The 18,842-nt window shown below is 70.5% G+C and carries 16 protein-coding genes; 11 read left to right on the top strand and 5 right to left on the bottom strand.

Features of this window, described 5'->3' with window-relative positions; all coding sequences use genetic code 11:
- The first annotated feature begins 40 nt into the window (after positions 1 to 40).
- A complete protein-coding gene (locus ACZ4N5_RS15120; protein ID WP_467757533.1) occupies positions 41 to 829 on the top strand; it encodes a phosphatase in 789 nt (262 codons plus the stop codon).
- A 22-nt stretch (positions 830 to 851) separates the two neighbouring features.
- Here ACZ4N5_RS15120 and ACZ4N5_RS15115 read toward each other — a convergent pair whose 3' ends face one another.
- From ACZ4N5_RS15115 to ACZ4N5_RS15095, 5 genes are all read right to left on the bottom strand, one after another.
- Positions 852 to 1,529, bottom strand: coding sequence for a maleylpyruvate isomerase N-terminal domain-containing protein (locus ACZ4N5_RS15115; RefSeq protein ID WP_467757532.1), 678 nt, complete (start codon positions 1,527 to 1,529; stop codon positions 852 to 854).
- 44 nt (positions 1,530 to 1,573) lie between these two features.
- Entirely contained in the window at positions 1,574 to 2,569 is a 996-nt protein-coding gene (locus ACZ4N5_RS15110; RefSeq protein WP_467757531.1) for a cation diffusion facilitator family transporter, read from the bottom strand.
- A gap of 45 nt (positions 2,570 to 2,614) precedes the next feature.
- The gene (tesB, locus tag ACZ4N5_RS15105; RefSeq protein ID WP_467757530.1) at positions 2,615 to 3,487 is read right to left on the bottom strand and encodes an acyl-CoA thioesterase II; all 873 of its coding nucleotides are present in this window, start codon (positions 3,485 to 3,487) and stop codon (positions 2,615 to 2,617) included.
- A 34-nt stretch (positions 3,488 to 3,521) separates the two neighbouring features.
- Positions 3,522 to 4,679 carry an acyl-CoA dehydrogenase family protein gene (locus tag ACZ4N5_RS15100; protein WP_467757529.1) on the bottom strand — a complete coding sequence of 386 codons (1,158 nt, stop codon included), beginning with the start codon at positions 4,677 to 4,679 and terminating at the stop codon, positions 3,522 to 3,524.
- Positions 4,680 to 4,788: 109 nt separating this feature from the next.
- Complete coding sequence (locus tag ACZ4N5_RS15095; protein ID WP_467757528.1) at positions 4,789 to 5,448, bottom strand: SACE_7040 family transcriptional regulator; 660 nt, start codon at positions 5,446 to 5,448, stop codon at positions 4,789 to 4,791.
- Positions 5,449 to 5,545: 97 nt separating this feature from the next.
- On the opposite strand from ACZ4N5_RS15095, the gene ACZ4N5_RS15090 reads away from it, so the two are divergent.
- The 10 genes from ACZ4N5_RS15090 to ACZ4N5_RS15045 all read left to right on the top strand — a co-directional run bounded on the left by ACZ4N5_RS15090 (position 5,546) and on the right by ACZ4N5_RS15045 (position 18,826).
- The gene (locus ACZ4N5_RS15090) at positions 5,546 to 7,162 is read left to right on the top strand and encodes a carboxyl transferase domain-containing protein (RefSeq protein ID WP_467757527.1); all 1,617 of its coding nucleotides are present in this window, start codon (positions 5,546 to 5,548) and stop codon (positions 7,160 to 7,162) included.
- An 8-nt stretch (positions 7,163 to 7,170) separates the two neighbouring features.
- A complete protein-coding gene (locus ACZ4N5_RS15085) occupies positions 7,171 to 9,099 on the top strand; it encodes an acetyl/propionyl/methylcrotonyl-CoA carboxylase subunit alpha (protein ID WP_467757526.1) in 1,929 nt (642 codons plus the stop codon).
- Positions 9,096 to 10,055: a hydroxymethylglutaryl-CoA lyase gene (locus ACZ4N5_RS15080; RefSeq protein ID WP_467757525.1), complete on the top strand. Its 960-nt coding sequence runs from the start codon at positions 9,096 to 9,098 to the stop codon at positions 10,053 to 10,055. Before ACZ4N5_RS15085 ends, ACZ4N5_RS15080 begins: the two co-directional genes overlap by 4 nt.
- Before the next feature lie 11 nt (positions 10,056 to 10,066).
- Positions 10,067 to 11,227, top strand: a complete 1,161-nt coding sequence (locus tag ACZ4N5_RS15075; RefSeq protein WP_467757702.1) for an acyl-CoA dehydrogenase family protein — start codon at positions 10,067 to 10,069, stop codon at positions 11,225 to 11,227.
- 404 nt (positions 11,228 to 11,631) lie between these two features.
- Positions 11,632 to 12,681 carry an ABC transporter substrate-binding protein gene (locus ACZ4N5_RS15070; protein WP_467757524.1) on the top strand — a complete coding sequence of 350 codons (1,050 nt, stop codon included), beginning with the start codon at positions 11,632 to 11,634 and terminating at the stop codon, positions 12,679 to 12,681.
- 41 nt (positions 12,682 to 12,722) lie between these two features.
- Complete coding sequence (locus ACZ4N5_RS15065; protein ID WP_467757523.1) at positions 12,723 to 13,589, top strand: siderophore-interacting protein; 867 nt, start codon at positions 12,723 to 12,725, stop codon at positions 13,587 to 13,589.
- A 189-nt stretch (positions 13,590 to 13,778) separates the two neighbouring features.
- Complete coding sequence (gene desA, locus ACZ4N5_RS15060; protein WP_467757522.1) at positions 13,779 to 15,254, top strand: lysine decarboxylase DesA; 1,476 nt, start codon at positions 13,779 to 13,781, stop codon at positions 15,252 to 15,254.
- Positions 15,211 to 16,515, top strand: coding sequence for a lysine N(6)-hydroxylase/L-ornithine N(5)-oxygenase family protein (locus ACZ4N5_RS15055; RefSeq protein ID WP_467757521.1), 1,305 nt, complete (start codon positions 15,211 to 15,213; stop codon positions 16,513 to 16,515). Before desA ends, ACZ4N5_RS15055 begins: the two co-directional genes overlap by 44 nt.
- Positions 16,512 to 17,057 carry a GNAT family N-acetyltransferase gene (locus tag ACZ4N5_RS15050; RefSeq protein WP_467757520.1) on the top strand — a complete coding sequence of 182 codons (546 nt, stop codon included), beginning with the start codon at positions 16,512 to 16,514 and terminating at the stop codon, positions 17,055 to 17,057. The genes ACZ4N5_RS15055 and ACZ4N5_RS15050 overlap by 4 nt, the downstream gene beginning before the upstream one ends.
- Positions 17,054 to 18,826 carry an IucA/IucC family protein gene (locus ACZ4N5_RS15045; RefSeq protein WP_467757519.1) on the top strand — a complete coding sequence of 591 codons (1,773 nt, stop codon included), beginning with the start codon at positions 17,054 to 17,056 and terminating at the stop codon, positions 18,824 to 18,826. The genes ACZ4N5_RS15050 and ACZ4N5_RS15045 overlap by 4 nt, the downstream gene beginning before the upstream one ends.
- The last annotated feature ends 16 nt before the right edge of the window (positions 18,827 to 18,842 follow it).

The raw sequence follows: 18,842 nt of genomic DNA, 5'->3' as shown, positions 1-18,842 counted from the left end.
GGCCGCGCCCCCGGCCGGATCGCACCGGCACAATGGGGGTATGCCGATACCCGGGACGCCCAGCCGCGCCGAACTTGTCGACCATCTCGTGAAGACCCGTATCGCGGGCGATGTCGCCACGCCCCGCGAGAACAACCTCTCCCACTACCGCAAGCTGGCGAACGGCGAGCGCAACTGGTGGCTCGGTCTGGAACTCGGCGACCGCTGGAGCGACGAGCAGGACGTGCTCGCGGTGATGGCGGAGCGGGTCGGCGTCAACGACGACCCGGAGTACCGCTACGGCCAGGACACCATCGACCCCGAGCTGACCCTGGACGCGCTGGACCGCCTCGCGGCCCGGCTGCGCAAGGCGGCCGAGGGCCGGCAGCGGGTGCTGTTCGCGACCGGCCACCCGGGCGGGCTGCTGGACGTGCACCGTGCCACGGCGGCGGCCCTGCGCTCCGCCGGCTGCGAGATCGTGGTGATCCCCGACGGCCTGCAGACGGGCGAGGGTTACATCATGCAGTTCGCGGACGTCGCGGTCCTGGAGCACGGCGCCACGCTGTGGCACACCCACTCGGGCGAGCCGATGCGCGCGATCCTCACCGGTCTGGAGCGGGCGGGCCGTCCGCTGCCCGACCTGGTCGTGGCCGACCACGGCTGGGCCGGTTTCGCGGGCCAGCAGGGCCTGGACTCCGTCGGATACGCCGACAGCAACGACCCGGCGCTCTTCCTCGGCGAGTCGGAGGGCACGCTCCAGGTCGTGGTCCCGCTCGACGACCACGTTCTCAGCCCGCGCCACTACGACCCGATGACGGCGTATCTGCTCAAGGAAGCGGGCCTGGCCTGAGCTCCGGCTCCCCTGGGAGCCCCTACATCCCGGCGATCGACCCGGGGGCGCGCTCGGCGCGGGCGAGCCCCCGGACGACGTTCACCGTCCCGTGCCGCCGGACCGCGAGGCGGGCGAGCAGGTCGACCACAGGCGCGGTCACCCGCTCGGGGAAGTCCGGTGCCGGCAGGCCCACGCCGTACGCCAAGTCGTCGGCGTGCACGACGAGTTCCATCAGCCGGGTGAGCAGGAAGTCGTCGAGGCCCAGCGACCAGTCGCCCCAGGACGGCATCCGGACCGGCCGCACGGCGGGGGCCTCGGGCAGCGCGGTCCGCAGCCGTTCGACGGCCTCGCGGGCCCGCCCCACGAGCACCTCGTGCCCGTCCGCCGCCGTCGCCTCCCCGCTGCGCCGGATACGGATGTTGACCGCGCCGTCGACGCCCGCGTCGAGCCAGGTCACCCGCTCCACGTAGTACTCCCGCAGCGACACCACCGGCTCCACCGGCAGCGGCTGTGCCAGCAGGTCCGGCAGGGCGAGTTCCGGCCAGACGGTGTGCGCCGCGAGGCCGCCGACGCCGAAGTCCCGCAGCGCGCTGGGCTTTTCCCAGGCGGCGGCGACGGAGGGTTCGGCGAGCAGCCCGACGACCGTGTCCGCGGCCTCCAGGAAGACTTCCCGGACGCGTGCCCCGCGCCAGTTCCACGACTCTTCCGCATAGCTCATGGCGGCCATCCAACCTCTCGCCGCCCGACCACCTCAACTGCCTTTCACGGCCAGGGATTCAGCCCCTCGTCCCGCCGCTGGGCGTACCCCGGTGTCGGGTCCAGGTACACCCTGCTCACCGAGGGGAACACCGCCCGGAGCCGGTCCTCGGCCTGTTCGCAGGCCCACTCGATCTCGGCAGCGGTCGACGCGTCCCGGAAGTCGACCTTGGCGGCGATGAGCGCCTCACGCGGCCCCTGCATGAGCGTGATCAGCTCCAGTACGGCGTCCACGTGCTCCAGCTCCAGCAGCTCGGCCCGGATCCGCTCCCGCATCGGCCGGGGCAGCGGCCGTCCGATCAGCAGCTCCGCGTTGGAACGGCCGAGCACCCAGGCGACGTAGAGCAGCAGGAGTCCGATGAGGAGCGAGGCGATGCCGTCCCAGACGCCCGATCCGGTCAGCTGGCCGCCGAGCAGGCCGCCCGCGGCGAACACCAGTCCGACCAGCGCGGCCGAGTCCTCCATGACGACGGCCTTCACGGCGGTGTCGGGCGTGCGCCGGAGGTAGGTCGTGAAGGGGGCGTCGACCCGGGCGGCCTCACCGCGCGCCTGCCGCAGTCCCGTCCGCAGGGAGAAGCCCTCCAGGAGGAAGGCGACGGCCAGCACGATGTACGACACGAGCGGGTCGCCGAGCTTCTCGCCCGCGACCAGGGTGTGGATGCCGTCGTAGATCGAGAAGACCGCGCCGCCGACGAAGGTGGCGACGGCGGCGAGCAGCGCCCAGATGTAGCGCTCGGGGCCGTAGCCCAGCGGATGGTCCTCGTCGGCCGGTTTCTCGCTGCGTTTGAGCGCCGTGAGCAGCAGCAGCTCCGTGACGGTGTCGGCGACGGAGTGGGCGGCCTCCGACAGCATCGCGCTGGAGCCGCTGATGACACCGGCGACCGCCTTGGCGAGGGCGATCCCGAGATTGGCGGCGGCGGCGACGATCACCGTGAAGACGCTCTCACCGGCGCCGTCGCCGCCGTCCCCGCTGTCCTCGTTCCGTGCTGCTGCTTCAGTCATGGCTCAGTCTTACCGAGGAACGGGTCCGCAACGGGGAACGCGTCGCTATCGCGGGACGCGGACCACGCCTTCCTGGATCACCGAGATGGCCAGCCGGCCGTCCTGGGTGTAGATCCGGGCCTGCCCGAGGCCGCGGCCGCCGGATGCCGACGGCGACTCCTGGTCGTACAGCAGCCATTCGTCGGCGCGGAACGGGCGGTGGAACCACATCGCGTGGTCGAGGGAGGCTCCGACGACGTCGCCGGTCACCCAGCCGCCGCGCCCATGGGCGAGCAGGATGGAGTCGAGGAGCGTCATGTCCGAGACGTACGTCGCGAGGACGACATGCAGCAGCGGGTCGTCCGCGAGCTTGCCGTTGGTGCGGAACCACACCTGGGAGCGCGGCTCGCGGGCCTCGCCGACGGTGCCGTACGGGGGCGCGTCGACATAGCGCAGGTCGACGGACTCACGGGCCTCCAGGATGCGTTCCACCACGTCGGCATCGGTGAAGACGTCGGCGTACAGCGGAAGCAGCTCGGCGGCCGTGGGCAGCGTCTCCGGGTCGGGCGCGGGCGGCATCGGGGCCTGGTGCTCCATGCCCTCCTCGTACGCCTGGAAGGACGCGGAGAGGTGGAAGATCGGCTGTCCGTGCTGGACCGCGACCACCCGGCGGGTGGTGAAGGAGCGGCCGTCGCGGATGCGGTCCACGGAGTACACGATGGGTGCGCCGGGGTCCCCGATCCGCAGGAAGTACGCGTGCAGGGAATGGGCGAGCCGGTCCTCGGGGACCGTGCGCCCGGCGGCGACCAGTGCCTGCGCCGCCACCTGTCCGCCGAAGACCCGTGGGACGACGGCGGACCGGGACCGGCCGCGGAAGATGTTCTCCTCGATCCGCTCCAGGTCGAGCAGATCGAGGAGACTCTGAAGTGCCTCACTCATGGGGCAGTTGTACCGCGCAGTCTTTTCGCGGACCTTACAGGCCCATGTCCTTGGCGATGATCGACTTCATGATCTCGCTGGTCCCGCCGTAGATGCGGTTGACGCGGTTGTCCGCGTACAGACGGGCGATCGGGTACTCGTTCATGAAGCCGTAGCCGCCGTGCAGCTGGAGGCAGCGGTCGATGACGCGGTGCGCGACCTCGGTGCAGAACAGCTTGGCGCTGGCGGCCTCGGCCGGGGTCAGCTCACCGGCGTCGAGGGCCTCCAGGGCGCGGTCGGCGACGGCCTCGGCCGCGTCCACCTCGGCCTGGCAGGCGGCCAGCTCGAACTTGGTGTTCTGGAAGGAGGCGACGGTCTTGCCGAAGACGGTGCGCTCCTGGACGTACTCCTTGGCGAACCGGACGGCGGCCTTGGCCTGCGCGTAGGCGCCGAAGGCGATGCCCCAGCGCTCGGAGGCGAGGTTGTGGCCGAGGTAGTAGAAGCCCTTGTTCTCCTCGCCGAGGAGGTCCTCGACGGGCACCTTCACGTCGACGAAGGCCAGCTCGGCGGTGTCGGAGGTCCTCAGGCCGAGCTTGTCGAGCTTGCGGCCGATGGAGTAGCCCTCGGACTTGGTGTCCACGGCGAAGAGGGAGATGCCGTAGCGGCGGTCCTCGGCGGTGGGCGCGGAGGTGCGGGCGCAGACGATCACGCGGTCGGCGTGGACGCCACCGGTGATGAAGGTCTTGGAGCCGTTGAGAACGTAGTGCGAGCCGTCCTCGGAGAGCTTGGCGGTGGTCTTCATGCCCGCGAGGTCGGAGCCGGTGCCCGGCTCGGTCATCGCGAGGGCCCACATCTCCTCGGCGCTGACGAACTTCGGCAGGAAGCGCTTCTTCTGCTCGTCGGTGGCGAGCATCTTGATGTAGGGCAGGCCGAGCAGCACGTGCACACCGGAGCCGCCGAACTGGACACCGGCGCGCGAGGTCTCCTCGTACATCACGGCTTCGAACTTGTACGAGTCGATGCCGGCGCCGCCGAACTCCTCGTCCACGCGGATGCCGAAGACGCCGAGCTCGGCGAGCTTGTAGTAGAAGTCGCGCGGCGCCTGGCCGGCGGCGAACCACTCGTCGTAGACCGGGACGACCTCGGCCTCGATGAAGGCGCGCAGGGTCTCCCGGAACGCCTCGTGGTCCTCGTTGAACACAGTACGGCGCACCGCCGCCACCTCCGCCTGGATACCTGGGTCATTTCTAAGCGCTTGCTCAGAACCTGAGGTTACCCGCCGGTCACGAGCGCCGTCCAGAGGTCACCGCCCGAGACGCTCGTCACGCCCCGGGGGCCACGGGAGCCTCAGGAGCCACTGCCGCCACCCCGGGCGCCACGGAAGTGTCAGGGGTCACGGCAGCCGCTCCGAAGGCCCCCCGCGCCATCCGGTGCAGCAGCTCCGCCGTTCCCGCGCGCCCCGGGAGCGCGCCGGGCCGCCCCAGGTGCGGGGTCGAGTTCAGCAGGCCGAAGACCGAGTGCACGGCCGAACGGGCGGCGGGTTCGGTCAGCTCCGGGTACACCTCGCGGACCACCTCCACCCACAGCTCGACGTACTGGCGCTGGAGCTGCCGCACGAGCTTGCGGTCGCTGTCCCGCAGGCGGTCCAGCTCGCGGTCGTGCAGGGTGATCAGGGGGCGGTCGTCGAGCGCGAAGTCGATGTGCCCCTCGATGAGCGAGTCGAGGAGCGTCTCCGCACCCCCCTCGGCCTCCGCCACCCGGCGCCTGCCGCCCGTGAGCAGCTGACCGCTGATCCCCACCAGCAGTTCGGCGAGCATCGCGTCCTTGCCGGGGAAGTGCCGGTACAGACCGGGGCCGCTGATGCCGACCGCCGCTCCTATCTCATCCACTCCCACACCGTGGAAACCGCGCTCGGCGAAGAGCCGGGCCGCTTCCCTGAGGATCTGCTCGCGCCGGGTGGGGGCGTCGGTTCTGGTGGCCATGAAAACAATTCTAGACACGGCGGTTAGCGGTCGTTAACCTGAAGGAGTTGCGTTAACGCTCATTAACTGGTCGACCACCTGGTGAGGGGACCGCAGGATGCAAGAGGCACCGGAGCTGACGAGCGCGGCAGATCCCGCGTCGGAGGCCTGGAGGGCCAACGAGGCGGCACACCGCGCGCTGGGCGAGGAGCTGCGCCGGAAGCTGGCCGCGGCGGCGCTCGGCGGCGGCGAGAAGGCACGCGCCCGGCACACCGCGCGCGGAAAGCTGCTGCCCCGCGACCGCGTGGACGCCCTTCTCGACCCCGGCTCACCGTTCCTGGAGCTGGCGCCGCTCGCCGCCGACGGGATGTACGACGGAGCGGCCCCGGCCGCCGGCGTCATCGCCGGGATCGGCCGGGTCAGCGGGCGCGAGTGCGTGATCGTCGCCAACGACGCCACCGTCAAGGGCGGCACGTACTACCCGATGACGGTGAAGAAGCACCTGCGCGCCCAGGAGGTGGCGCTGGAGAACCGCCTGCCCTGCATCTACCTCGTCGACTCCGGGGGCGCCTTCCTGCCGATGCAGGACGAGGTGTTCCCCGACCGCGACCACTTCGGGCGGATCTTCTACAACCAGGCACGGATGTCCGGCGCGGGCATCCCGCAGATCGCGGCCGTCCTCGGCTCCTGCACCGCGGGCGGCGCCTACGTGCCGGCGATGAGCGACGAGGCCGTGATCGTGCGCGGCCAGGGCACGATCTTCCTCGGCGGCCCACCGCTGGTGAAGGCCGCCACCGGCGAGGTCGTCACGGCCGAGGAGCTGGGCGGCGGCGAGGTCCACGCACGCGTGTCGGGCGTCACCGACCACCTCGCGGAGGACGACGCGCACGCGCTGCGCATCGTCCGCAACATCGCGGCCACGCTGCCCGCGCGCGGGCAGCTCCCCTGGTCCGTGGAGCCGTCGGCCGAGCCCAAGGTCGACCCGTACGGGCTGTACGGCGCGGTGCCGGTCGACTCCCGTACCCCCTATGACGTGCGCGAGGTCATCGCGCGCGTGGTCGACGGTTCGCGCTTCGCCGAGTTCAAGGCCGAGTTCGGGCAGACCCTGGTCACCGGCTTCGCGCGGATCCACGGCCACCCGGTCGGGATCGTCGCCAACAACGGCATCCTGTTCTCCGAGTCGGCCCAGAAGGGCGCCCACTTCATCGAGCTGTGCGACCAGCGCGGCATCCCGCTGGTGTTCCTGCAGAACATCTCCGGGTTCATGGTGGGGCGCCAGTACGAGGCCGGAGGCATCGCCAAGCACGGCGCCAAGATGGTGACGGCCGTCGCCTGCACCCGCGTGCCGAAGCTGACCGTCGTGATCGGCGGCTCGTACGGGGCGGGCAACTACTCGATGTGCGGCCGGGCCTACTCGCCCCGCTTCCTGTGGATGTGGCCGGGCGCCAAGATCTCCGTGATGGGCGGCGAGCAGGCCGCCTCGGTCCTCGCGACCGTCAAGCGCGACCAGATCGAGGCGCGCGGCGAGTCCTGGCCGGCCTCGGACGAAGAGGACTTCAAGGACCCGATCCGCCGGCAGTACGAGCGGCAGGGCAACGCCTACTACGCGACGGCCCGGCTCTGGGACGACGGCGTGATCGACCCGATGGAGACCCGGCAGGTCCTCGGACTCGCCTTGACCGCCTGCGCCAACGCGCCCCTGGGTGACCCCCAGTTCGGCGTCTTCCGGATGTGAGGGGACCCATGTTTGACACGGTGCTTGTGGCCAACCGGGGTGAGATCGCCGTACGCGTCATCCGTACCCTGCGCGCGCTCGGCGTGCGCTCGGTGGCCGTCTTCTCGGACGCGGACGCGGACGCCCGGCACGTCCGGGAGGCCGACACGGCCGTACGGATCGGACCGGCGCCCGCGTCGGAGAGCTATCTGTCGGTGGAGCGGCTGCTGGAGGCGGCGGCCCGGACCGGCGCCCAGGCGGTGCACCCGGGGTACGGCTTCCTCGCCGAGAACGCCGCGTTCGCGCGGGCCTGCGCGGAGGCCGGACTCGTCTTCATCGGGCCGTCCCCCGAGGCGATCTCCCTGATGGGCGACAAGATCCGCGCCAAGGAGACGGTGAAGGCGGCCGGCGTCCCGGTCGTCCCCGGCTCCTCGGGCAGCGGTCTGACGGACGCGGAGCTGATCGCGGCCGCCCGCGAGATCGGCGTGCCGGTGTTGCTGAAGCCGAGCGCCGGCGGTGGCGGCAAGGGCATGCGCCTGGTGCGGGACCTCACGGTCCTGGCCGACGAGATCGCCGCCGCCCGGCGCGAGGCGCGGGCCTCCTTCGGCGACGACACCCTGCTCGTCGAGCGCTGGGTCGACCGGCCCCGGCACATCGAGATCCAGGTCCTGGCGGACGGGCACGGCCAGGTAGTGCACCTGGGCGAGCGCGAGTGCTCCCTCCAGCGCCGCCACCAGAAGATCATCGAGGAGGCGCCCAGCGTGCTCCTCGACGAGGCCACGCGCGCCGCGATGGGCGAGGCGGCCGTCCAGGCGGCCCGCTCCTGCGGCTACCGGGGCGCGGGCACGGTCGAGTTCATCGTCCCCGGCGGCGACCCGTCCTCGTACTACTTCATGGAGATGAACACCCGCCTCCAGGTGGAGCACCCGGTCACGGAACTCGTCACGGGCCTCGACCTCGTCGAGTGGCAGCTTCGGGTCGCCGCCGGCGAGCACCTGCCCTACGCGCAGGAGGACATCACCCTCACCGGGCACGCCGTGGAGGCCCGGATCTGCGCCGAGGACCCGGCGCGCGGCTTCCTCCCCTCCGGGGGCACCGTCCTCGCCCTGCACGAGCCGCAGGGCGACGGAGTGCGCACCGACTCGGGTCTCTCCGAGGGCACCGAGGTCGGCAGCCTCTACGACCCGATGCTCTCCAAGGTCATCGCGTACGGCCCCGACCGCCCGACGGCGCTGCGCAGGCTCCGGGCCGCCCTCGCCGAGACGGTCACGCTCGGGGTCCAGACGAACGCGGGCTTCCTGCGCCGTCTGCTGGCCCACCCGGACGTGGTGGCGGGCGACCTGGACACCGGTCTTGTCGAGCGGGAGGCGGCCGGGCTGGTCCCGGAGGGGGTGCCGGAGGAGGTGTACGAGGCGGCGGCGGCCGTCCGGCTCGCCGAGCTGGCTCCGGCGGGCGACGGCTGGACCGACCCGTTCTCGGTGCCCAGCGGCTGGCGGCTCGGCGGTACCCCCCGGCCGGTGGGCTTCTCCCTGCGGGTCCTCGACCCCGTGGAGTACACCCCGCGCGGCAGCCACACGGTCACCGCCGACCGGGTCTCGGTGACCCTCGACGGGGTGCGCCACACCTTCCACCGCGCCGCCGACTGGATCGGCCGCGACGGCGACGCCTGGCATGTGCGCGATCACGACCCGGTGGCCGCGTCGCTCACCGGCGCCGCGCACGCCGGTGCCGATTCGCTGACCGCCCCCATGCCGGGCACGGTGACGGTCGTGAAGGTCGCCGTCGGCGACGAAGTGACCGCCGGCCAGAGCCTGTTGGTGGTCGAGGCGATGAAGATGGAGCACGTCATCTCCGCGCCGCACGCCGGAACGGTCAGCGAGCTGGACGTCACGCCGGGCACGACGGTCGCCATGGACCAGGTACTGGCGGTCATCACTCCCGCGGAGGAGACGGCATGAGCACTTCCGAACTCGGCCTGCCGATGGCCGTACCCGCCCAGGACCTGCCCGCCCGGGTGCGGATCTACGAGGTCGGCGCGCGCGACGGGCTGCAGAACGAGAAGGGGACCGTACCGACCGAGGTGAAGGCGGAGTTCATCCGGCGCCTCGCGGACTCGGGACTGACCACGATCGAGGCGACCAGCTTCGTCCACCCCAAGTGGGTTCCCCAACTGGCCGACGCGGAGCAGCTGTTCCCGCAGGTGGCCGACCTGCCGGTGGCGCTTCCGGTCCTCGTGCCGAACGAGCGCGGGCTGGAGCGGGCGCTGGCGCTCGGCGCCCGGCACGTGGCCGTCTTCGCCAGCGCGACGGAGTCCTTCGCGAAGGCCAATCTCAACCGGACGGTCGACGAGTCGCTCGCCATGTTCGAACCGGTGGTGAGGCGCGCGAAGGCCGCGGACCTCACGGTCCGCGGCTACATCTCGATGTGCTTCGGCGACCCGTGGGAGGGCCCGGTCCCGGTCCATCAGGTCGTCCGCGTCTGCAAGGCGCTGACGGACATGGGCTGTGACGAGCTGAGCCTCGGCGACACGATCGGCGTGGCGACGCCGGGCCATGTGCAGGCCCTGCTCGCCGAGCTGAACGAGGAGGGCGTGCCCACCAGTGCGCTCGGCGTGCACTTCCACGACACCTACGGCCAGGCGCTCTCCAACACGCTGGCCGCCCTCCAGCACGGCGTCAGCACCGTCGACGCCTCCGCGGGCGGCCTCGGCGGCTGCCCGTACGCGAAGTCCGCGACGGGCAACCTCGCCACGGAAGACCTCGTATGGATGCTCCAGGGCCTCGGTATCGACACCGGGGTCGACCTCGGCCGCCTCACCGCCACCAGCGTGTGGATGGCCGGACAACTGGGCCGACCCAGCCCGTCCCGCACCGTCAAAGCACTCGGTAATACGACTCAGTCCCACCAGGAGTGATCCGCATGTCCCTGGACCACCGCCTCTCCCCCGAACTCGAAGAACTCCGCCGTACGGTGGAGGCGTTCGCCCATGACGTCGTGGCGCCGAAGATCGGCGACTTCTACGAGCGGCACGAATTCCCGTACGAGATCGTGCGGGAGATGGGCCGCATGGGCCTGTTCGGGCTGCCGTTCCCCGAGGAGTACGGCGGCATGGGCGGCGACTATCTCGCCCTCGGCATCGTCCTGGAGGAGCTGGCCCGGGTCGACTCGTCCGTGGCCATCACCCTGGAGGCGGGCGTCTCGCTGGGCGCCATGCCGATCCATCTCTTCGGTACGGAGGAGCAGAAGCGGGAGTGGCTCCCCCGCCTCTGCTCCGGCGAGATCCTGGGTGCCTTCGGCCTGACCGAGCCGGACGGCGGCTCGGACGCGGGCGCGACCCGTACGACGGCCCGGCTCGACCCCGAGACGAACGAGTGGGTCATCAACGGCAGCAAGTGCTTCATCACCAACTCCGGCACGGACATCACGGGCCTGGTGACGGTCACCGCGGTCACCGGCCGCAAGCCCGACGGCAAGCCGCTGATCTCGGCCATCATCGTCCCCTCCGGCACCCCGGGCTTCACGGTCGCGGCCCCGTACTCGAAGGTCGGCTGGAACGCCTCAGACACCCGTGAGCTGTCCTTCGCGGACGTGCGCGTACCGGCGGCCAACCTGCTCGGCGAGGAGGGCCGCGGCTACGCGCAGTTCCTGCGCATCCTGGACGAGGGCCGCATCGCCATCGCGGCGCTGGCCACGGGTCTCGCTCAGGGCTGCGTCGACGAGTCGGTCAAGTACGCCAAGGAGCGGCACGCGTTCGGGCGCCCGATCGGCGCCAACCAGGCGATCCAGTTCAAGATCGCCGACATGGAGATGAAGGCCCACATGGCCCGCGTCGGCTGGCGCGACGCCGCGTCCCGTCTGGTCGCGGGCGAGCCCTTCAAGAAAGAGGCGGCGGTCGCCAAGCTGTACTCCTCCACGATCGCCGTCGACAACGCCCGTGACGCCACCCAGGTCCACGGCGGCTACGGCTTCATGAACGAGTACCCGGTCGCCCGTATGTGGCGCGACTCCAAGATCCTGGAGATCGGCGAGGGCACGAGCGAGGTGCAGCGGATGCTGATCGCCCGTGAACTGGGGCTCACGGGCTGACCCTTCGCGCAGGACCAGCACACCGCGGCCACCGCCGGGCACCCGCCCGCCGGTGGCCGCGGTGCGTCCGGCGCCGCCCCGGAATCGACAGTGGAGCACCGCCCGCCGATCCGGCGAAGTACAGGCAGGCAACTGGGTGAAGGGCCACTGGGTGGTCACCCGGGGCAAGGCCTCACCGTTCGCCACCTCGCCGAACCGAGCTGGATCGGCAGTCGAGTTGAGGCGTCGCGGTTGCCGGCCCGGACCGGGGACCACGGCGTCGTCGCGTCCACCACACCGCACCGGCGGGCCGCCCATTCGACCTCTGCGCGCCCCGCCCCCTGGACAAGAAGTGAGGTTAGGCTAACCTACCTTCGAACTCGTCCGGTGGGCGCTCCCGCCCCGTGCCGAAAGCAGCCACACTCATGCCCAACGCCCGTGCCACCCACCTCACCCGTCGCGGCATCCTCGCCTCGGGCGGCGCCCTCGGCCTCGGTGCCGTCCTCGCGGCCTGCGGCGACGACAGCGCCTCGAAGAACGGTGGCTCGGACTCGACGAAGGCCGCCGAGAAGTCCGGCCCGTGGACGTTCCAGGACGATCGCGGCACGACGGTGAAGCTGGACAGGGTTCCGGCGAACATCGTCGCCTTCACCGGTGTCGCCGCCGCCCTGTTCGACTACGGCATCGAGGTCAAGGGCGTGTTCGGCCCGACGAAGACCAAGGACGGCAAGGCCGACGTCCAGGCCGGCGACATGGACATCACCAAGCTGACGATCCTCGGCAACGAGTGGGGCCAGTTCAACATCGAGAAGTACGCGGGCCTCGCGCCCGACGTCCTGGTCTCGACGATGTTCGACGACGCGGGCACCCTCTGGTACGTCCCCGAGGAATCCAAGGACAAGATCCTCAAGCTGGCCCCGAGCGTCGGCATCTCCGTCTTCGACATCCAGATGCCCAAGCCCCTGCAGCGGATGCTCGACCTGGCCGAGTCCCTCGGCGCCGACGTGAAGTCCGCGAAGATCGTCGAGTCGAAGAAGAAGTTCGAGACGGCCGCCGAGCGGCTGCGCAAGGCCGCCAGGGCCCGCCCGGAGATCAAGGTCCTCGCCGGCAGCGCGAGCCAGGACATCTTCTACGTCTCCGGCTCCAACCTCTCCATCGACCTGGAGTACTTCAAGACGCTCGGCGTGAACATCGTCGAGCCCTCCGCCAAGGCCCTGAAGGCCAGTGGTGGCTGGTTCGAGAACCTGAGCTGGGAGAACGTAGACAAGTACCCGGCCGACCTCATCATCATGGACGACCGCTCCTCGACCATCCAGCCGGCCGACATCACCGAGGCCACCTGGAAGAAGCTGCCCGCCGTCAAGGCCGGCCAGGTCATCGCCCGGACCCCCGAACCGATCCTGTCGTACGACAAGTGCACCCCGATCCTCGACAAGCTCGCCGAGGCCATCGAGACCGCGAAAAAGGTCGCCTGACATCCCCTCCGTGACCACCTGACGATGACTCAGGAGCACTCATGACGACGGCCGTAGCCGCCCCGTTCCGTTTCTTCTCCCTCCAGGTCGTACGGACGAGGCGGCTCGGCCCGTCCCTGCTCCGGGTGACCTTCGCCGGGCCCGATCTGCAGGCGTTCCACTCCGACGGGCGCGATCAGTCGCTGTCCCTGTTCCTGCCGCACCCCGGCCAGAACGAGCCGGCCGTACCGATCGAGCTGGGCGACGACTGGTGGCAGGGCTGGCGCGAACTGCCCGACGGCGTACGGGCGGTGATGCGCTCGTATACCCTGCGCGAGCTGCGCCGCGACCCCGACGAGATCGACATCGACTTCGCGCTGCACGGCCTGGAGCCGAGCACGGCCACTTCCGCGGGGCCCGCCTCGCGCTGGGCGTCCGGCGCGCGGGCCGGTGACCGTGTCGTACTGCTCGGGCCCGCCGTCGAGGACAACCGGGCCATCCGGTTCCGCCCACCCGCGGACACCGACCTCGTCGTCCTGTGGGGCGACGAGACGGCCGTCCCCGCCGCCTCGGCCATCCTCGAATCGCTGCCGGCGGGGCTGCGCGTCCGCGCCTGGCTGGAGGTCCACCACGCCGCCGACATCCAGGACCTGACGACCCCCTCCGACGCCGAGATCACCTGGCTCGTCCGGGGCGGACGCCCCGATGCGAGCACTCCGAGCCCCTCCATGGCCCTCGACGCCCTGCGGGCCGCTCGACTCCCGCCCGCCCGGGCCCCGTACGCCTGGATCGCGGGCGAGTCCGGCCGCGTGAAGGAACTGCGCCGCCATCTCGTGCACGAGCGCGGCATCGACCGCCGGCGGGTCACCTTCGTGGGCTACTGGCGGCAGGGCCTGAGCGAGGAGCAACTGCGGGTGCGGGGGGAGTAGTTCGCGGCACCCGCGGCGCCCGCCGGAGGTCCGGAACGCTCCGACGCCGATCCGGGGCCTGCGTCACGAAAGACACAGGTGGGGCGGGGTCGCACGGCCGACTTAGGTTAGGCTAACCTAAATTGAACCTCGCGGCTCCGACCTTTCTCCTGTCCCGCTCGGACTCTCCCCCGCACGGAGGACCCCCACATGCGCTCGCACCTGCTCAATGACACCACCGCGGACGGGTACCGCCGCTCCGTGACCGAAGGCGTCGAGCGGGTGGCGGCCAGACTCGCCACCACCGACCGACCGTTCACGGGTGTCACGGTCGACGACCTCGCTCCCCGCATCGAGCGGATCGACCTCGACGAGCCCCTGCACGACACCACGGCCGTCCTCGACGAGCTGGAAGAGGTCTACCTCCAGGACGCGATCTACTTCCACCACCCCCGCTACCTCGCCCACCTCAACTGCCCGGTCCTGATCCCGGCGTTGCTCGGCGAGGCCGTCCTCTCCGCCGTCAACTCCTCGCTGGACACCTGGGACCAGTCGGCCGGCGGCACCCTCATCGAGCGCAAGCTCATCGACTGGACCAACGAGCGGATCGGCCTCGGCCCGGCCGCCGACGGTGTGTTCACCAGCGGCGGCAGCCAGTCCAACCTCCAGGCCCTGCTGCTGGCCCGTGAGGAGGCCAAGCCCGGCGGGGAGGGACGGGAGGGCGAGGGAGCGGCGACCGACCTCGGCAGACTGCGCGTCTTCGCCTCCGAGGTCAGCCACTTCAGCGTCAGGAAGTCGGCCGGACTCCTCGGCCTCGGCGCGGATGCCGTCGTCTCGATTCCCGTCGACCACGACCAGCGCATGCAGACCGTCACCCTCGCCCGCGAGCTGGAACGCTGCGAACGGGACGGCCTCGTCCCCATGGCCGTCGTCGCCACCGCGGGCACCACCGACTTCGGCTCCATCGACCCGCTGCCCGAAATCGCGGAACTGTGCTCCCGGTTCGGCGCCTGGATGCACGTGGACGCCGCCTACGGCTGCGGGCTGCTCACCTCGCTGAAGAACCGGGACCGCCTCGACGGCATCGAGCGGGCCGACTCCGTCACCGTCGACTACCACAAGTCCTTCTTCCAGCCCGTGAGTTCCTCGGCCGTGCTGGTCCGGGACGCCTCGACCCTGCGCCACGCGACCTATCACGCGGAGTACCTCAACCCGCGCCGCACGGTCCAGGAGCGCATCCCCAACCAGGTCGACAAGTCCCTCCAGACCACCCGCCGTTTCGACGCGCTCAAGCTGTGGATGACGCTGCGCGTGATGGGCGCCGACGGCATCGGCGAACTCTTCGACGAGGTCTGCGACCTGGCCGCCGAGGGCTGGCGGCTGCTCGCCGCCGACCCGCGCTTCGACGTCGTCGTGCGGCCCTCGCTCTCCACCCTCGTCTTCCGGCACATCCCGGCCGTCGTCACCGACCCGGCCGAGATCGACCGCGCCAACCTGTATGCCCGCAAGGCCCTGTTCGCCTCCGGCGACGCCGTCGTCGCGGGCACCAAGGTCGGCGGACGCCACTACCTGAAGTTCACGTTGCTCAACCCCGAGACCACGACGGACGACATCGCCGCCGTCCTCGATCTGATCGCCGGCCATGCCGAGCAGTACCTGGGAGAGTCCCTTGACCGCGCTTGCTGAATCCACGGACAGGACCTACGACTTCGTGGGCATCGGGCTCGGCCCCTTCAATCTCGGCCTCGCCTGCCTGACCGAGCCGATCGCCGAACTCAGCGGCGTCTTCCTGGAGTCCAAGCCCCACTTCGAGTGGCACTCCGGCATGTTCCTGGAAGGCGCGCACCTGCAGACCCCGTTCATGTCGGACCTGGTCACCCTCGCCGACCCGACCTCCCCGTACTCCTTCCTCAACTACCTCAAGGAATCGGGCCGTCTGTACGCGTTCTACATCCGCGAGAACTTCTACCCGCTGCGCGTCGAGTACGACGACTACTGCCGCTGGGCCGCCTCGCGGCTGAGCAGCGTCCGCTTCGGGACGACGGTCGCGGAGGTGACGTACGAGAACGAGGTGTACGTCGTACGGACGGAGGCCGGTGAGCTGCTGCGGGCCCGGCATCTGGTCCTCGGCACCGGCACCTCGCCCCACGTCCCGGACGCCTGCGCTGACCTCGGCGGAGACTTCATCCACAACTCCCGCTATGTGCACCACAAGCGGGAACTGCAGGCCAAGGAGTCGATCACCCTGGTCGGCAGTGGCCAGTCCGCCGCCGAGATCTTCCACGACCTGCTGAGCGAGATCGACGTCCACGGCTACCGGCTGAACTGGGTGACCCGCTCGCCGCGCTTCTTCCCCCTCGAATACACCAAGCTGACCCTGGAGATGACCTCCCCGGAGTACATCGACTACTTCCACGCGCTGCCCGAAGCGACCCGCTACCGCCTCCGGTCGGAGCAGAAGGGCCTCTTCAAGGGCATCGACGGCGAACTGATCAATGAGATCTTCGACCTGCTCTACCAGAAGAACCTCGGCGGCCCGGTCCCGGCGCGGCTGCTCACCAACTCCTCGCTCGAAAGCGCGCGTTACGACGGGGGCACGTACACCCTCGGCCTCCGTCAGCAGGAACAGGGCAAGGACTACGAGCTGCGCTCGGCCGGCCTGGTCCTGGCCACGGGCTACCGGTACGCCGAGCCCGCGTTCCTCGCACCGGTCCGCGACCGGCTCCGCTACGACACCCGGGGCAACTTCGACGTGGCCCGCAACTACGCCATCGACATCACGGGGAGCGGGATCTTCCTGCAGAACGCGGGCGTCCACACCCACTCGATCACCTCACCGGACCTCGGCATGGGCCCGTACCGCAACGCGTCCATCATCCGTGAGCTGCTCGGCACCGAGTACTACCCGGTCGAGAAGACCATCGCGTTCCAGGAGTTCGCCGTATGACCACCACGACCGCCATCGGCACCTTCACCGTCCGCCCCCTCGACCCCGTCGAGGACGCCCGGCTGCTGCACGGGTGGGTGACGCATCCCAAGGCCGCCTTCTGGATGATGCAGGAGGCGGGACTGCACGACGTGGAGCGCGCGTACATGGCCATCGCGGCGAGCGAGCACCACGACGCGTTCATCGGAGTGCTGGACGGCGAGCCCGTCTTCCTGATGGAGCGCTACGACCCCGACCACGTCGAACTCGTCGGCCTGTACGAGCCGGAGCCGGGCGATGTCGGCATGCACTTCCTGGTCGCGCCGAGCGACACTCCCGTGCACGGCTTCACCCGGGCCGTGATCACCGCGGTGATGGAGCACCTGTTCGCCGACCCGGCCACCCGCCGGGTCGTCGTCGAGCCCGACGTGGCCAACACGGCCGTGCACGCCCTCAACGAGGCCGTCGGCTTCATGCCCGAGCGGGAGATCCAGAAGCCGGAGAAGAAGGCTCTGCTGAGCTTCTGCACCCGGGAGCGGTTCGCGAAGGCGGTGGCGGCATGAGCCTGGCCGGGAGCGTCGCCCACCTCTCCCCCGAGCGCTGGGCCCTCGCCAACCGCCTCCTCGTCCGCAAGGCGCTCGCCGAGTTCGCCCACGAGCGGCTGATCACCCCGCGGAGCCTGCCGGACGGCCGGTACGAGGTCCGCTGCGACGACGGGCTGACGAGCTACCGGTTCACCGCCGTGCTGCGTTCCCTCGACCACTGGCAGGTGGCCGCCGAGTCGATCACGCGGCACCGCGACGGCGCCGAACTCCCGCTGTCCGCGCTGGACTTCTTCATCGAGCTGAAGGAGTCGCTCGGCCTGAGCGACGAGGTCCTGCCGGTCTATCTGGAGGAGATCTCCTCCACCCTCTCGGGCACCTGCTTCAAGCTCACCAAGCCGCGGATCCCGGTCCGTGAGCTGGCCGGTGCCGGTTTCCAGGCCATCGAGACCGGCATGACCGAGGGGCACCCCTGCTTCGTCGCCAACAACGGGCGGCTCGGTTTCGGTGTGCACGAGTACCTCGCCCACGCCCCCGAGACCGCGAGCCCGGTCCGGCTGGTGTGGCTGGCGGCTCACCGCTCACGGGCCGCGTTCACGGCCGGGGCCGGTATCGAGTACGAGTCCTTCGTACGCGAGGAGCTGGGCGTGGACACCGTCGAGCGGTTCGCCCGGACGCTGACCGGCCAGGGTCTCGACCCCGAGGACTACCTGCTCATACCGGTGCACCCCTGGCAGTGGTGGAACAAGCTGTCCGTGACGTTCGCCGCCGAGGTCGCCGAGCGGCGCCTGGTCTGTCTCGGCGAGGGCGACGACGAGTATCTGGCCCAGCAGTCCATCCGGACGTTCTTCAACACCAGCAGCCCGCACAAGCACTATGTGAAGACCGCGCTGAGCGTCCTCAACATGGGCTTCATGCGCGGTCTGTCCGCCGCCTACATGGAGGCGACCCCGGCCATCAACGACTGGCTGGCCCGGCTCGTCGAGAACGACCCGGTGCTGAAGTCCACCGGCCTGTCGGTCATCCGTGAGCGGGCGGCCGTCGGCTACCGGCACCTGGAGTACGAGGCGGCCACCGACCGCTACTCCCCGTACCGCAAGATGCTCGCCGCGCTGTGGCGCGAGAGTCCGGTCCCCTCGCTCCAGGAGGGCGAGAGCCTCGCGACGATGGCGTCCCTCGTCCATGTCGACCACGAGGGCGCCTCGTTCGCGGGCGCGCTGATCGAGCGGTCGGGCCTGACGGCGGTGGAGTGGCTGCGCCGCTATCTGCGCGCCTACCTCACCCCTCTCCTGCACAGCTTCTACGCGTACGACCTGGTCTACATGCCGCACGGCGAGAACGTCATCCTGGTGCTGAAGGACGGCGCCGTGCAGCGGGCGGTCTACAAGGACATCGCCGAGGAGATCGCGGTCATGGACCCGCAGGCGGTGCTGCCGCCCGCGGTGGAGCGGATCCGGGTCGAGGTCCCCGAGGACACGAAGCTGCTGTCGATCTTCACGGACGTCTTCGACTGCTTCTTCCGCTTCCTGGCGGCCCAGTTGGCGGACGAGGGCGTCCTCGGCGAGGAGGACTTCTGGCGGACGGTCGCCGAGTCGGTGCGCGCGTACCAGCAGGCGACACCCGAACTCGACGACAGGTTCCGGCAGTACGACCTGTTCGCGCCCGAGTTCGCGCTGTCCTGCCTCAACCGGCTCCAGCTGCGCGACAACCGGCAGATGGTCGACCTGGCGGATCCGTCGGGCGCGCTGCAACTGGTCGGCACCCTGAAGAACCCGATCGCCGGGTTCTGAGCACCGGGCTCCGCGA

It is taken from the genome of Streptomyces sp. NPDC026500, assembly GCF_055567635.1.
This window is presented reverse-complemented; position numbering and strand designations above follow the sequence as displayed.

Coding starts and splice junctions, on each gene's coding strand:
- ACZ4N5_RS15115 (WP_467757532.1), bottom strand. CDS start 1,529: ATGAGCTATGCGGAAGAGTCGTGGAACTGGCGCGGGGCACGCGTCCGG.
- ACZ4N5_RS15090 (WP_467757527.1), top strand. CDS start 5,546: ATGCAAGAGGCACCGGAGCTGACGAGCGCGGCAGATCCCGCGTCGGAG.
- ACZ4N5_RS15085 (WP_467757526.1), top strand. CDS start 7,171: ATGTTTGACACGGTGCTTGTGGCCAACCGGGGTGAGATCGCCGTACGC.
- ACZ4N5_RS15065 (WP_467757523.1), top strand. CDS start 12,723: ATGACGACGGCCGTAGCCGCCCCGTTCCGTTTCTTCTCCCTCCAGGTC.
- tesB (WP_467757530.1), bottom strand. CDS start 3,487: ATGAGTGAGGCACTTCAGAGTCTCCTCGATCTGCTCGACCTGGAGCGG.
- ACZ4N5_RS15055 (WP_467757521.1), top strand. CDS start 15,211: ATGCCGAGCAGTACCTGGGAGAGTCCCTTGACCGCGCTTGCTGAATCC.
- ACZ4N5_RS15120 (WP_467757533.1), top strand. CDS start 41: ATGCCGATACCCGGGACGCCCAGCCGCGCCGAACTTGTCGACCATCTC.
- ACZ4N5_RS15095 (WP_467757528.1), bottom strand. CDS start 5,448: ATGGCCACCAGAACCGACGCCCCCACCCGGCGCGAGCAGATCCTCAGG.
- ACZ4N5_RS15070 (WP_467757524.1), top strand. CDS start 11,632: ATGCCCAACGCCCGTGCCACCCACCTCACCCGTCGCGGCATCCTCGCC.
- ACZ4N5_RS15045 (WP_467757519.1), top strand. CDS start 17,054: ATGAGCCTGGCCGGGAGCGTCGCCCACCTCTCCCCCGAGCGCTGGGCC.
- ACZ4N5_RS15050 (WP_467757520.1), top strand. CDS start 16,512: ATGACCACCACGACCGCCATCGGCACCTTCACCGTCCGCCCCCTCGAC.
- desA (WP_467757522.1), top strand. CDS start 13,779: ATGCGCTCGCACCTGCTCAATGACACCACCGCGGACGGGTACCGCCGC.
- ACZ4N5_RS15110 (WP_467757531.1), bottom strand. CDS start 2,569: ATGACTGAAGCAGCAGCACGGAACGAGGACAGCGGGGACGGCGGCGAC.
- ACZ4N5_RS15080 (WP_467757525.1), top strand. CDS start 9,096: ATGAGCACTTCCGAACTCGGCCTGCCGATGGCCGTACCCGCCCAGGAC.